At 34.7% G+C, this 13,666-nt stretch carries 9 protein-coding genes and 1 riboswitch; of the genes, 7 read left to right on the top strand and 2 right to left on the bottom strand.

The features are described from left to right. Positions 1-136 precede the first annotated feature (136 nt). Positions 137-649 carry a Der GTPase-activating protein YihI gene (gene yihI, locus A9G41_RS10495; protein WP_065567957.1) on the bottom strand — a complete coding sequence of 171 codons (513 nt, stop codon included), beginning with the start codon at positions 647-649 and terminating at the stop codon, positions 137-139. Positions 650-818: 169 nt separating this feature from the next. Between yihI and coaA the strand changes: the two genes are divergently transcribed. From coaA to pbpC, 7 genes are all read left to right on the top strand, one after another. Continuing rightward, entirely contained in the window at positions 819-1,754 is a 936-nt protein-coding gene (gene coaA, locus A9G41_RS10500; protein WP_065653287.1) for a type I pantothenate kinase, read from the top strand. Positions 1,755-1,778: 24 nt separating this feature from the next. Further along, positions 1,779-2,216, top strand: coding sequence for a DUF1090 domain-containing protein (locus A9G41_RS10505; protein ID WP_065653286.1), 438 nt, complete (start codon positions 1,779-1,781; stop codon positions 2,214-2,216). 545 nt (positions 2,217-2,761) lie between these two features. Next, positions 2,762-2,806, top strand: a riboswitch (PreQ1 riboswitch). A 2-nt stretch (positions 2,807-2,808) separates the two neighbouring features. Beyond that, positions 2,809-3,282 carry a preQ(1) synthase gene (gene queF, locus A9G41_RS10515; protein WP_065567963.1) on the top strand — a complete coding sequence of 158 codons (474 nt, stop codon included), beginning with the start codon at positions 2,809-2,811 and terminating at the stop codon, positions 3,280-3,282. 28 nt (positions 3,283-3,310) lie between these two features. Beyond that, positions 3,311-3,967, top strand: a complete 657-nt coding sequence (gene queC / locus A9G41_RS10520; RefSeq protein ID WP_075539641.1) for a 7-cyano-7-deazaguanine synthase QueC — start codon at positions 3,311-3,313, stop codon at positions 3,965-3,967. 70 nt (positions 3,968-4,037) lie between these two features. Then, positions 4,038-4,688 (top strand): 7-cyano-7-deazaguanine/7-aminomethyl-7-deazaguanine transporter, encoded by a 651-nt coding sequence (locus A9G41_RS10525; protein ID WP_141673684.1) that lies wholly within the window; start codon positions 4,038-4,040, stop codon positions 4,686-4,688. Between the two features lie 282 nt (positions 4,689-4,970). After that, positions 4,971-10,124, top strand: a complete 5,154-nt coding sequence (locus A9G41_RS10530; RefSeq protein ID WP_075539642.1) for an alpha-2-macroglobulin family protein — start codon at positions 4,971-4,973, stop codon at positions 10,122-10,124. A gap of 115 nt (positions 10,125-10,239) precedes the next feature. Continuing rightward, positions 10,240-12,537, top strand: a complete 2,298-nt coding sequence (pbpC, locus tag A9G41_RS10535; RefSeq protein ID WP_075539643.1) for a penicillin-binding protein 1C — start codon at positions 10,240-10,242, stop codon at positions 12,535-12,537. Between the two features lie 230 nt (positions 12,538-12,767). Here pbpC and A9G41_RS10540 read toward each other — a convergent pair whose 3' ends face one another. Beyond that, positions 12,768-13,613: a sulfatase-like hydrolase/transferase gene (locus A9G41_RS10540; protein ID WP_081302093.1), complete on the bottom strand. Its 846-nt coding sequence runs from the start codon at positions 13,611-13,613 to the stop codon at positions 12,768-12,770. Positions 13,614-13,666 lie beyond the last annotated feature (53 nt).

Consider the following 13,666-nt stretch of genomic DNA (forward strand, 5'->3'; position numbering starts at 1 on the left):
TTAAGTTATTAATTAGAGGCATAAAAAATAAAGGTTGTGACATTAAATCACGAGCCGAAACTTAACTATTACAATGGCATTCCAGCTCGCATATCAGAAATATACAATCATGAGTATTAATTATATTTTCCTACCATTAGTTTCGTTTTAACAAACTAACAATATCTTCTTTCTTGTCGTCTTGATCTTCAATATCATCAAAATCGTCGTCAGTATAACCGAGCTGTTGCATTAACTCATCAATTCGATTTAATTTACTATCAAGATAAGTTTGTTGCTCTTTAGTTAGTTTGCTATTTTGCTCGACTAAATCCAGTAACTTATCTAATTTTGGATCATTTTCTAGTTGTTCTAACTCTTGTTGTGGAGATAAATTTGATGATAAAACCATTTTAGTTGGTTTAGTAGGTTGTTTAGCTTGTGTGACATTACTTGAAGTTTCCGTAATTAAGGAAATGGGCTTTTTGCTACCCACACGTGGATCTTTGACTGTTTTTGTCGAATTTTTATTCTTGTTATTTTCTTGATTATTAAAGCGGGAACCACTTGGCAAACCTTTATGTTTGCGTTTACGCTTTAGTTCACGAGATTCTTCATTGATCTCTTGACGGCTTTTCTTAGTTTTTTGTTTCGATTTATTTTTTAACATACAATCTCAATTTAATACCAGAGTTAAAGATTTAGCTAGTATTTTAACAGTAACTTGACCAGATAGCTATGATGAAGCATCAATGCTAATTTGTGATTGTAAAAAATGAGATTTATGTATAATCTGAGCCAACTATTTGAGAATTAATTGCAATAGAGAAACATAAAACATGAACAATCATTTAAGCCCTTATATGCAATTTAGTCGTAAAGAGTGGGCTAGCTTACGTAATGCAGAGCCAATGACATTAACTTGTGACGAGTTAGTCTCTCTACAAGGCATTAATGAAGATCTGTCAATGGATGAAGTAAGTGATATCTATCTACCTTTATCCAGATTGCTTAATTATTACATTAGTAATAGTTTTAGTCGGCAGGCTGTTTTATCTAAATTTTTAGGCAAAAGCCAAAAAATTCCTTATATCATTGGTATAGCAGGAAGCGTTGCTGTGGGGAAAAGTACTACAGCTCGTGTATTGCAAGCATTATTATCTCGTTGGCCTGAGCATCGCAAAGTGGCTTTGGTGACAACTGATGGTTTTTTATACCCCAATAAATGCCTTGAAGAACGTGGAATAATGAATAAAAAAGGCTTTCCGCAATCTTATGATATTAAAAAACTGATCAATTTTGTTGCTGATATTAAGTCTGGCCAAGCACAGGTTAAAGCCCCCGTTTATTCTCATTTAGTTTATGATATTGTTCAAAATGAACAAATTATTCTCGATAGCCCTGATATTTTAATTCTTGAGGGATTAAATGTGTTACAAGGCGCTGTAAATTATGCACAAGCCAATAATCGTGTTTTTGTTTCTGATTATGTTGATTTCTCAATTTATGTTGATGCCGATGTTTCGTTGCTACACAATTGGTATGTCAATCGTTTTTTAAAATTTAGAGCAGGAGCATTTAGCGATCCCAATTCTTATTTTAATCATTACTCAAAATTGCCAGAGCAAGAAGCGCTTAACATCGCAAACCGTCTTTGGCATGAAATTAATGAATTGAATTTAATAGAAAACATCCTACCAACAAGGGAAAGAGCCAGCCTTATCCTAACTAAAGGCAAAGATCATAAAGTTGATTGTGTTCAATTAAGAAAATAATTTAAAAAGGGGAAGAAGATCGATATGAAATTAACAATAAGATCAATTTGTAAGTTAATTTTTTTAGTATTAACAGCTATCGCTTTTATACCTAATATTTATGCAGCAAATCATGACGAATATCAAGGTGTAACTTGTTTTAGCAAAAAACACATTATGGAAAAACAAATTGATAAGGCAAAAAAGGCGGGTAACTTGCACCAAGCTCAAGGGCTTGAAAAAGCATTACATGATATCAATACATATTGTAATGATGATGATTTAAAAGCTAAATACACCGAAAAAGTAATTGAAAAGACTAAAAAAGTTGCCGAAAAAGAGCAAGCTTTAGCTAAAGCGCAAGCAAAAAGAGACTCCCAAAAAATAGCTAAACAAAAGCTAAAATTAAGTGAAGCTCAAAAAGAGTTGAGAGAAGCTAAAACTAAATTAGCTGAATTTTATAAAGAAATTCAAGCTAAATAAGGATGTGAATTCAAGCATAATTAACACCTTATTTACTGTCACTGATTTAGCGTTGAATATGTTCAATATATTTACATATATGAAAATAGAATATAAAATATTCAGCATTTTCAATACAATGGATAAGGTTATTTTAATGGCTAGCTTTTGGAAGAAAACATTCGGCGGTTTATCGGCAAGGTATTTAATACGACAATATTTATTTAGTTTTATAATTACTCTTCCTCCTTTATGTACCCTGATCTTCAAATTTAAAATGCCTGAAAGCATATATACAGTGATAGCTCTTTTAATATTATGGGGTTTATATCCATATTCTCGATTTGTTTATGAAAATGTTATTAGTTATATCGTTGGTGATAATACTTTCATTGTAAGTACAGAAACATGGCTCGTTACTAAATTCTTTACAATGGTAATATGCTTTGCTTTTAGTTGGGTGCTTGCTCCATGTGGGTTATTATATTTATATTTTCAATCATCTAAGTTAGGATAAAGCGCTTATAACTAGACTTTTTTATTTAAAAAGAGTATGGTGTGCGCTTTGTTACGTGGTTCGTGAACCTCCCACGCTAAAAAACTAAGGAAAATTATGAATAAAGTTACACTACTTGGCGATCAATCTGTTCGCTATCCTACAACCTATTGTCCTGAAATACTCGAAACGTTCGATAATAAACACCCAACTAACGATTATTTTGTTAAGTTTAATTGCCCAGAATTTACTAGTCTTTGTCCTATCACTGGGCAACCTGATTTTGCGACGATTTATATTTCATACGTACCTAATATTAAAATGGTTGAAAGTAAGTCACTCAAGCTATATCTATTTAGCTTTCGTAATCATGGTGATTACCACGAAGATTGCATCAATATTATTATGAAAGATCTTATTAAACTAATGGATCCTAAATATATTGAAGTCTGGGGAAAATTTACCCCTCGCGGTGGAATCTCTATCGATCCTTATGCAAATTATGGTAAAGCCGGCACTAATTGGGAACAAATAGCGATGAGCCGTTTGGCTAATCACGATCTTTATCCTGAAAAAGTCGATAATCGCTAATTCAATTTACCCTAACAGGAAACTCTCAATGCAAACTCGTAAAGCACTAGTGATATTTTCTGGTGGGCAGGATTCTACTACCTGTTTACTGCAAGCCATTACTGATTATGGTCGTGAAAACGTCGAAACCATCAGCTTTCAATATGGTCAACGTCATGCTATTGAGCTTGAAAAAGCCAAGTGGATTGCTGAAGATCTTGGCGTTAAGCAAACAGTAGTGGATACCTCGGTGATTAAACAGACGACCAATAATGCTTTGATTGATGATTCACAAAAAATCACCGCAGCCAAAGAAGGCGATTACCCTAATACTTTTGTGGATGGACGTAATATGCTGTTTTTGCTTTTAGCTGGTTGTCATGCCAAGCAACACGGTATTAGTGACATTATTATTGGCGTTTGTGAAACCGATTTTAGTGGCTACCCTGATTGTCGTGATATTTTTATTAAATCAATGAATGTATCGATGAATCTTGCTATGGATTATAATTTCAATCTTATCACCCCTTTGATGTATTTGACTAAAGCTCAAACATGGGAAATGGCTGATAAACTGGGTTATTTGGGTTATGTCCGTGACCATACTCATACTTGTTATTACGGAGTTGATGGTGGATGCGGCAAATGCCCGAGCTGTATTCTTCGAGATAAAGGATTAACAGAATACCTTAATCATTCAAATTAATTGAAACACTGGGTTCACTTACCCCATTAAAAAGGACAAATTTATGCACCTGAACGCTAATTCAGAACATATAAACCAATTTACTCACGCACAGCAAATCAAGGCTCTAAGCTGGCTTTCGTTTTTTCATATTTTGGTTATCGCTTCCAGCAATTATTTAGTACAAATTCCATTTGATATTTTTGGTTTTCAAACCACTTGGGGGGCGTTTACTTTTCCATTTATCTTTCTTACCACTGATTTAACTATTCGGGTATTTGGAGCGAGTTTAGCTAGGAAGATAATTTTTGTGGTGATGCTCCCCGCATTGCTATTTTCATATGTGATTTCCGTACTATTTTTTGAAACACATTGGGTTGGTTTATCGGCATTGACGGAATTTAATAGTTTTGTTTTTCGAATTGCATTAGCTAGTTTTGCAGCTTATTTAGTTGGACAATTGATGGATATTACTGTCTTTAACTATTTAAGAAAAAATAAATCGTGGTGGGTTGCACCAACAGCATCGGCTATCTTTGGGAATGGTATTGATACTATTGTCTTTTTTGCTATTGCCTTTTATCAAAGTAGCGATGAATTTATGGCAAATCATTGGGTCGAAATTTCTTTAATGGATTACAGTTTTAAAATTATCATTTGTGGCTTATTCTTTTTGCCTCTTTATGGTGTGATTTTAAATTTTATCCTAAAAAAATTAATGTTTGTCTCCAAAACTAATTAATCGTTATAACCTAAATTTCACTGACTTATCTTAATAAACTAAAACTCATTAATTATTTTTGATGAGTTTTAATTCTATTTTCAATGCATACAATAAAGACTATAAAAAACGTTCAGAAAAGTTATTGATTTTATTGAAGTTTTTATTTTCAGTATTTGCAATAAAATTGCTCAATCTGTTGTTACACGTTTTGCTAAAAAGCGAAGAACTGTGCATAATATATGTTATAAAATATAATCAATATCAATAATAATAAAATATGAGGTGGGAGGTGGACAAAGTATGGCATTAGTAAAACATTTAGCTATATTTAGCCTATTGTTAGCTTTAGCGGGGTGTGACAATAAAGAAACAGAACAAACAGCAAATGCAGAGCAATCATCACCGCAATTAGCAACAGAAGTTATTGATAACAGCAACACGACCAAAATTGGTGAGCCTAATGAAAATAATAAAATAGCGCAAGATGAATCACCAACAACGGTTTTTAATCCCACACCAGAATTAATCGAAAAATATCATGGTAAGGCCTTAACGGTCATTGATAGTTCCGAAACCATTCTGGATGGTTCTAGCACGTTGATTATAACCTTTTCTGTTCCTTTAAATCCTAATCTTAATTTTTCTAATTTGCTTCGTCTAGTTGATAAAAAAATGGGTAATGTTGATGGAGCTTGGGAGCTGTCGGATAATGGACTCGAATTAAGACATCGATACCTTGAACCCAACCGTGAATTAGAGCTCACTATCGATAAAATGTTAGTTGCAATTAATGGCAACAGCTTAAAAGAAGTCTACCAAACCGAATTTAAAACTCAAGATCGCCAGCCGTTTGTTGGTTTTGCCAATAGTGGTGTTTTATTGCCTAGCAAATCAATGAGTGGTTTACCGATTACTACGCTTAATGTTAATAAAATTGATGTTAACTTCTTTAAAATTAAACCTGAACATTTATCGGATTTTATTTCTGATTATGGGTTTATTAATCAAATAACAAGTTGGAACTCAAATAATATCAATAAATTTGCTGATTTAGTTTATTCATCTCGCTTTGATCTTAACCCTAAACGTAATTTTCAAGAAACGGTATTGCTTGACTTATCCTCAATTTCTCAATTACAGCAAGAAGGTATTTATTTTGCCGTTATGAATCAAGCGGGAACTTACAATTATTCCAACCCTACATCACTATTTTCGATTAGCAATATTGGTATTGCTGTTCATGCGTATGAAAATGGTAAATTATCAGTGCTTACGCATGCACTAGACAATGGTCAGCCTCTTGGCGACGTTGACATATTGATTTTATGTAATAAAATCATTCGAGAGAGCAATAAAAACTGTTCCACCATTTTAGCTAAAACTGATGCAGACGGTTATGCTGAAGTAACCTTACCAAAAGGTATGGATTATGCTTTACTTACCGCAAATAAAGGGCAACAAATTTCTTTTGTAAATTTAGATCGTAATGCATTAAATTTAAGCAAGTATAACTTAGTCGGTTCGGCTTTTTATCAAAAACAGCTATTTGTTTTTGGCGCTCGTGATTTATATCGCCCTCAAGAAACGGTTTATTTTAATGCGCTTTTACGTGATGCTAATGGTAAGCCATTGCCAACCCAACCTATTGTGGTTGATGTTATGTTACCTGATAATCAAATTGTTGAAAATTTTACTATCAATGCTAAAGCTGACTCAAATGGCTTATATCAGTGGCAATATGTTATTCCTGCTAATGCAGCAACAGGTAAATGGGCTTTTCGTTTTAATCTAGGTGATGATAACTACCGTTATGCCGGGTTTCATGTGGAAGAATTTTTGCCAGAACGCATGGCAATGGAAATTACAACCACATCAGACAAGCCGGTTATCTTGGATAAGAATGTTAGTTTTAATGTTAAAGGTTGGTATCTTTATGGTGCTCCAGCAATAGGTAATAACTTAGAAGGTCATGTTTATCTCAAAAAAGCAGATTCAATTGCTAACTTAGCCAATTATAAAATTGGACGTGTGACTGATGATAATCTTGATCGCCAACTTGATAATATTGACATGGTTCTGGATAAAAATGGGATTGCACAAGTTGGCATTGATACTAGCGATTGGGGTAAATTAAGCTCTCCAATTAAAGTTATTTTACAAGCAAGTTTGCTTGATTCTGGTGGACGCCCTATTACACGTTATGCAAGCCAAACAATTTGGCCAACTGAAAAAATGCCTGTGGTACGTGCGTTGTTTTCTCAATCGCTTTATTATGATTGGTCAACAGATCGTTATGAAAATAGTCCCACAGTTGATAAAGGCGCTAATGCTGAATTTGAAGTTGCCTATGTCAATACTGACGGAAAAAAGCTAGCATCAAATCATTTAAAAGCAAAAATTATTCGTGAACGTCGCAACTATTATTGGAGTTGGTCTGACGATGCAGGGTGGCACCAAGAATCTAATTCCAATGAATTTGTTGTTCAAGAACAACCACTAACTATTGATGAAAATGGTACAGCTAAAGTGAGTTATCAAACAGAGGATTATGGATCTTATCGTATTGAAATTGTTGATACTACAAATAATATTAGCAGTAGTTTACGTTTTCGGAGTGGTTACAATTGGGAAGATAACACAAATGGTACAAATGCTGTTCGGCCTGATCAAGTTAAACTAAGCCTTGATAAAACTGCTTATTCAGTTGGTGATACCGCAAAAGTACGTGTACAAGCTCCTGTTGCTGGATCAGGCTATATTTCACTTGAAACCAATGACGGAATGTTATGGAAAAAAGATATTGCTGTTGATGATCAAGGTCTAGATGTTGAGATACCAATTAAAGACTGGGGACGCCATGATATTTATATTAATGCTATGATCATTCGTCCATCAACCGATGCTGCTGTACAAACAATTAAACGAGCAATTGGTTTACTTTATTTGCCAATTGATACGTCAAATCGTCAATTAACCGTGAGCCTTGACGTTCCGCAAAAAACAGAGCCAGAAAAAACAATTCCAATTAAAGTTAAAATGGATAAAAACGCAATACAACAAGATCACAAAGTAACCGTATTGGTTTCAGCCGTTGATTCGGGGGTATTGAACATTACTGGTTTTGCAACACCTGACCCATACAGTGCATTCTTAGGGCGTAAACGCTATAATGTTGATCTTTATGATGTATATGGCAAATTGATTGAAGGCAAAGGGCGTAATGTAAATATAAGTTTTGGGGGGGATGCTTTACTCGGCGCAGAAAATACAGGGGGTAAAACACCATTAACTGACGTCAATATTGTTGCCCAGCAATTGCAAACTATCGAACTGAACAATGAAGGTGAGGGGGTTGTTAATCTTACTTTACCTGATTTTAATGGCGAATTGCGCATAATGGCTCAAGCATGGGATGATAGCCGTTTTGGTAAAGCAGAACAAACTATGATAGTTGCTTCACCAGTAATTGCAGAGCTATCCACTCCGCGATTTTTATCTGGTGGCGATCAAGCCACATTAGCGCTAAATCTTCATAATTTAACCGAAAAAAAACAAACAATACAGCTTGAAGTTTCAACAGGAGGTTTGATTTTTCAAAATTCGGTAAACACTACAGCAATAACTTTAGAAAGCAAGCAAAGGCAGATTATTCAATTGCCTGTTGTTGCCAATTATGGTTATGGGCAAGGATCTATAACAATTAATGTTAAAGGGATTTTGTTAGATGATGGTTCAAATTACCAAATCAAACGTTCATGGCATGTAGGCGTTAGACCTGCTTATGCTGCGACCACAAAATACTATGCGGCAGCAATAAATGGTGGTGACAGCTGGGTTTTACCTGAAGATAGTATTGCCGAAATGATTGAAAATACGATTGATGGTAAATTGATTGTATCAAATCAACCACCGCTGAATATAGCTCAGTATATCAAGTCGTTATTGTCCTATCCGTATGGCTGTTTAGAACAGACTATTAGTAGCTTAATGCCATCATTATATGCAAACCAAGAACAGCTGGCTGCATTAGGAATCAAAACTGAATCGGATACCAAACGTCGCGAAAAAGTACAAGCAGGGATTTCTCGAATATTATCAATGCAACGTAATGATGGTAGTTTTGGTTTATGGACTAAAGATAGTGCAGAAGATCATTGGTTAACCGTGTATGCGACCGACTTTTTATTGCAAGCTAAAGAGCGTGGTTATAATGTTAATAATGCTGCACTTGATGCGGCTATTTCTCGTATTAACCAATATATTTATGATGTGAATGTATTTAATAGTTTACAAAACTATAATGATAATTCACAAGTAAGTGACTACACGCAATTTGCAACTAAAGCTTATGCTTTAATTGTACTAATCAAACAAAATAAAATCACTGCACCTGTACGTAATGAAATTAATAAAATGTATCAACAGATCACCGAAAGCGATTTTAAGGTGTTTTCGCCGTTGCCAGTTGCTCAATTAGCATTATCAGCCAAACTTGCAGGTTTTGAAAATATCTATAACAGCTTAATGCCACAAGTATTTACAAAAAGTTACGACAATCAATATTCTTGGCTTGGAGAGTATGGCAGTGCAGTTCGTGATAATGCGTTAATTTTAGCTTTATTGATTGAAAACAAGTTGAGTATTGATAAACAAGCTGACTACTTAATCCATTTATCAGATTTACTCAATGATGCTCGCTATTTTTCAACCCAAGAGCTTAGTGCATTATTTGTGGCGGGTTGGTTATTGGATCAACATAAATCTTCAAAGCAATTTAATGTTACAATTAATAAACAGAGCAATGATGTAGATACTAGCTTATCACGCTCACTCGATTTTGCTAATTTAGCAAATGGATTAACGATTTCGAATCCAGAAAATGCACAGCCACTTTATATTAAATTGACCGTTTCTGGTTATGGTAAAAAACCCCCTGCGCCAACAAGTGATGAAAATAAATTAACAATTAATCGCTCTTATTATGATTTAAAAGGAAATAAAATCCAACCCGATCAGATGAAAGTAGGTGATTTAATGGTGGTTTTATTAGATGTCAACGCTCATAAAGAAGCTATTCATGATGCATTAATCGTTGATTTCTTACCTGCTGGACTTGAAATAGAAAATCAAAATCTAACTAACAGTAGTGTCAGCTTACAGGCGATCCCTGAATTAGCCAACCTATTGAAAGATGATGATAGTAATGATATTAAATATCAAGAATTCCGTGACGATAGATTTGTTGCTGCGGTTGATATCAATCATTATGTGAGTGAAGATTCTTATCGTTCACGGGTAGCTTACTTAGTTCGGGCTGTAACAGCTGGTAATTATAGGATTCCGTATCCTTATGTTGAATCAATGTACCGCCCAGATAGATTCGCTGTTGGTCAATCGCTTAACTTCATGTCTATTGTTGAACGCAAATCAGAATCGAATAATGCCGAGCAATAATAGCATTGGTATTAGAATTGATTAATAAAATACAAACAAAACGATGATCCGCTAACGAAAGTTAGCGGCACCATTTTATATTAAACCATAGATTTTTTGAGGCTTTTTGACAAAAATGAAAAAGCGCCTGCTAAAAATTCTGGCTTTATTGCTTTTTGTACTCCTACTACTAGTTGGTATTTTTTTTATTGCCGATTGCTTATTTCCAATATCAATAGCAAAACAAAAAAGCACACAAACAATTCTTGCACAAGATGGCACTCCTCTTTGGCGATTTGCTGACGAAAACGGTGTGTGGCGATATCCTATCAAATTAGATGAAGTGCCCAATGATTATCTTGATGCTTTATTAAATTATGAAGATCGCTATTTTTATCATCATTTTGGCATTAATCCAGCATCATTACTGCGCGCAGCTTGGCAAAATATTACCAATAAAAAAATTATTTCAGGTGGTAGTACTATTTCAATGCAGGTTGCAAGGCTGCTTTACCCTCACGATCGCACCATGATAGGTAAGCTGAAACAAGTGTTTCGAACGCTACAACTTGAATTGCGCTTCAAAAAAGATGAAATTTTAACTTTATATATTAACCATGCACCATTTGGTGGCACAATTGAAGGTTTAGGCGCTGCCAGTTGGTCATATTTTGGTAAAGCACCAAAAGCATTAACGCATAGCGAAAGTGTCTTATTAGCTATATTGCCTCAAGCTCCTAGTCGTTTGCGCCCAGATAGATACCCAGAACGAGCCAAAAAAGCTCGAGATAAAGTTCTAACAAGATTATCTCAATACCAAATATGGTCGCCCGATATTATAAAGCAAGTTCAAAAAGAAGAAGTCTGGGTTTATCCACGTAAAAAAACACAGCTTGCGCCTTTATTAGCTCGCAGACTCAGTCAGCAATACCCTAATATTGACATTATTCATTCAAATATCGATCTATCCCTTCAATATAATCTTGAAGATATTGCTAGAAATCGAAAAAACCAGTTACCACCTAAAACTTCACTTGCTATTTTAGTTGTCGATCATACCGATATGACTGTAAAAGGTTATGTTGGCTCAGCTGATTTTAATGATAAAGAACGATTTGGCCAGGTTGATATGATCAGTGCACTACGTTCACCAGGATCAACATTAAAGCCTTTTATTTATGCATTAGCGATTGATGATGGCATGATTCATTCTGAATCATTATTGCAAGATACGCCTCGAATTAACTCTGATTACCTTCCTACTAATTTTGATAAGAGCTTTTATGGTCCAGTAAGTGCTTCAGAAGCGCTAAAAAATTCGCTAAACCTACCAGCGGTTCAGCTAATTGAACACTATGGTCCTAAAAGATTTACCGGTAACCTTGTGGACATTGGTTTATCCCTTGTATCTACTGGTAATAATCCTAATATTTCATATATATTAGGAGGCGCATCGCTAAGAATGGATAATTTAGTTAGCGCATATAGTGCCTTTGCACGTCATGGACAAGTCAGTCCTTTACGATTTACGCAAATCGAACCACTGTTAAGTAAACCATTTATTAGTGATGGAAGTGCATGGATCACAAGGCAAATGTTAATTAATAACCAACAACTTGCCTATAAAACAGGGACTAGTTATGGCTATCGTGACGCTTGGGCAATGGGTATCAATCCTCGCTATTTAATTGGTATTTGGGTTGGCCGCCCAGATGGTACCCCCGTTGTTGGTCAATATGGTGCTATCACAGCGGTGCCAATTTTGCGACAGGTTAACACGCTATTATTAAACAAAGAACGGCGATTGAATCGACCATTACCCGTGGTGACCAAACCAGCAACCGTTACCTTACACAAAATTTGCTGGCCATCAGGGCAAATACTGTCAGTAACTGATGAAAACTGCCATCGTCAAAAAAGCGCTTGGATATTAAATAACATGGTACCGCCAACGCTTGATACTCTTGCATCGCTTAATAATAACATCTATCGCTCAGGTTGGGTGACTATTTGGGTAAATGATAAAGGAAAACGAGTATCAGCAGATTGCAGCAATGCGCATAAAAAACAAATTGCACTTTGGCCAATAGCATTAGAAAATTGGTTATTACCCAAAGAGCGCCGACAATCAAGGCTCCCTGAGGTTGATAAAAATTGCCCAGTTCTTGGTAAAGATACCTTTTCGCCACTGAATATTATCGGATTGCGCGATAAGCAATTGGTAAAACGCCTACCAGGGCAAAACGATGTCACCATTGATTTAACACTACAAGGTGGCAATGGCGATAAATGGTGGTTTTTAGATGGCGAACTCATTGCGCACACCCATAACGAGCAAAAAACATCCTTAACTATCACTCAAACAGGCTTACATAACCTTTTATTGTTAGATCAGAGTGGGCAAATTGTGCGAATGGCATTTACTTTCGATTAATCATATAGAAAGCAAGCTTGTGGCTGTTGGGTGAGCATTATTTGTAGAATTTGCTAGCGCTATTCACTGTATTACTCAGTATAGTTACAGGCGTCAGAGTAAAATATTTAAAGGAGCATATTGTTAATTGATCTTTTCTTCCATCACATTTTACAAATGCCCCCTTCATTTTTGTATTGTAAAATTTATATTAGATATCGCAATTTATTGATGAAAAATTATAATAAAACCTAATCACTATTATAAAATTTTAAAAAAGGCATAACGCTACCATCAGGCATAAAAACACGATCATTATTTTTTTCTTTGTTCAGAGTAGTTTGATCAACATTGTACCCTAAAAGATTAGATAAAATATATTTATTCATCAACCCACTTAAATAACCAGTTGGGTTTCGAAACGACTCTATAAATTGACAGTTATAACGATCATTTGTTGATATAAACATAAACGGAATTAAAAATTGGTCAACATTTGTGTTGTTTACACCATGCCCAACATTAACGATTTCGCCATGATCTGAGGTATAAATTAAGGTATAATTATCGCTATATTTGTTAATAACATCATACAATGCTTTCACTGTACGATCTGTATGATGGATGGTCAGATCATATTTTTCAGCATCAGGTAAAGCTTGCTTATCAATTTCATCATAATTTTCATAAGGTTGATGACTTCCTCGCAAATGTACGAAAATGAATTTTTTCGGTGAATTGTCTTGCTGAAGCGTTTCCTCTAATAGCTGACTTAAATAAATATCATGCATATCTTTACCAAAAGCGACAACATCGCTCTTACGTGCAATAAAACCAAATTTAGTATCAAATGACCCTTTAATCTCCTGAGCAGGTGAGGCTAGCCAATAAGTTTTGTAATGATTGAATTTAGCCATCTCAATAATCGATTTATTATTAAATAAATTATCATCGCTTTCTGGGACATTAAATGAAAGTGTTAATGCTAATGAATCTCTTGTAATAGCGGCAACAGAGTGGCTGTTTTGAATAATACAAGCACCATTTTGACTAAAAATTTTGGTTATAAACGGTGTTGTTTGTTTAAAAAAAATAATTCTTTCTCATTTGTTATTTTGATAAAAAACATTTTAGTTAAAAAAATTTTAAA

Origin of the sequence: Gilliamella sp. Nev5-1, assembly GCF_001690895.1 — a bacterium.
Lineage (GTDB): Bacteria > Pseudomonadota > Gammaproteobacteria > Enterobacterales > Orbaceae > Gilliamella > Gilliamella apicola_C.

Bases quoted from the DNA above. Each gene is read 5' to 3' on its own strand.
- A9G41_RS10505 (WP_065653286.1), top strand. From the start codon at position 1,779: ATGAAATTAACAATAAGATCAATTTGTAAGTTAATTTTTTTAGTATTA.
- yihI (WP_065567957.1), bottom strand. From the start codon at position 649: ATGTTAAAAAATAAATCGAAACAAAAAACTAAGAAAAGCCGTCAAGAG.
- queC (WP_075539641.1), top strand. From the start codon at position 3,311: ATGCAAACTCGTAAAGCACTAGTGATATTTTCTGGTGGGCAGGATTCT.
- A9G41_RS10530 (WP_075539642.1), top strand. From the start codon at position 4,971: ATGGCATTAGTAAAACATTTAGCTATATTTAGCCTATTGTTAGCTTTA.
- coaA (WP_065653287.1), top strand. From the start codon at position 819: ATGAACAATCATTTAAGCCCTTATATGCAATTTAGTCGTAAAGAGTGG.
- pbpC (WP_075539643.1), top strand. From the start codon at position 10,240: ATGAAAAAGCGCCTGCTAAAAATTCTGGCTTTATTGCTTTTTGTACTC.
- queF (WP_065567963.1), top strand. From the start codon at position 2,809: ATGAATAAAGTTACACTACTTGGCGATCAATCTGTTCGCTATCCTACA.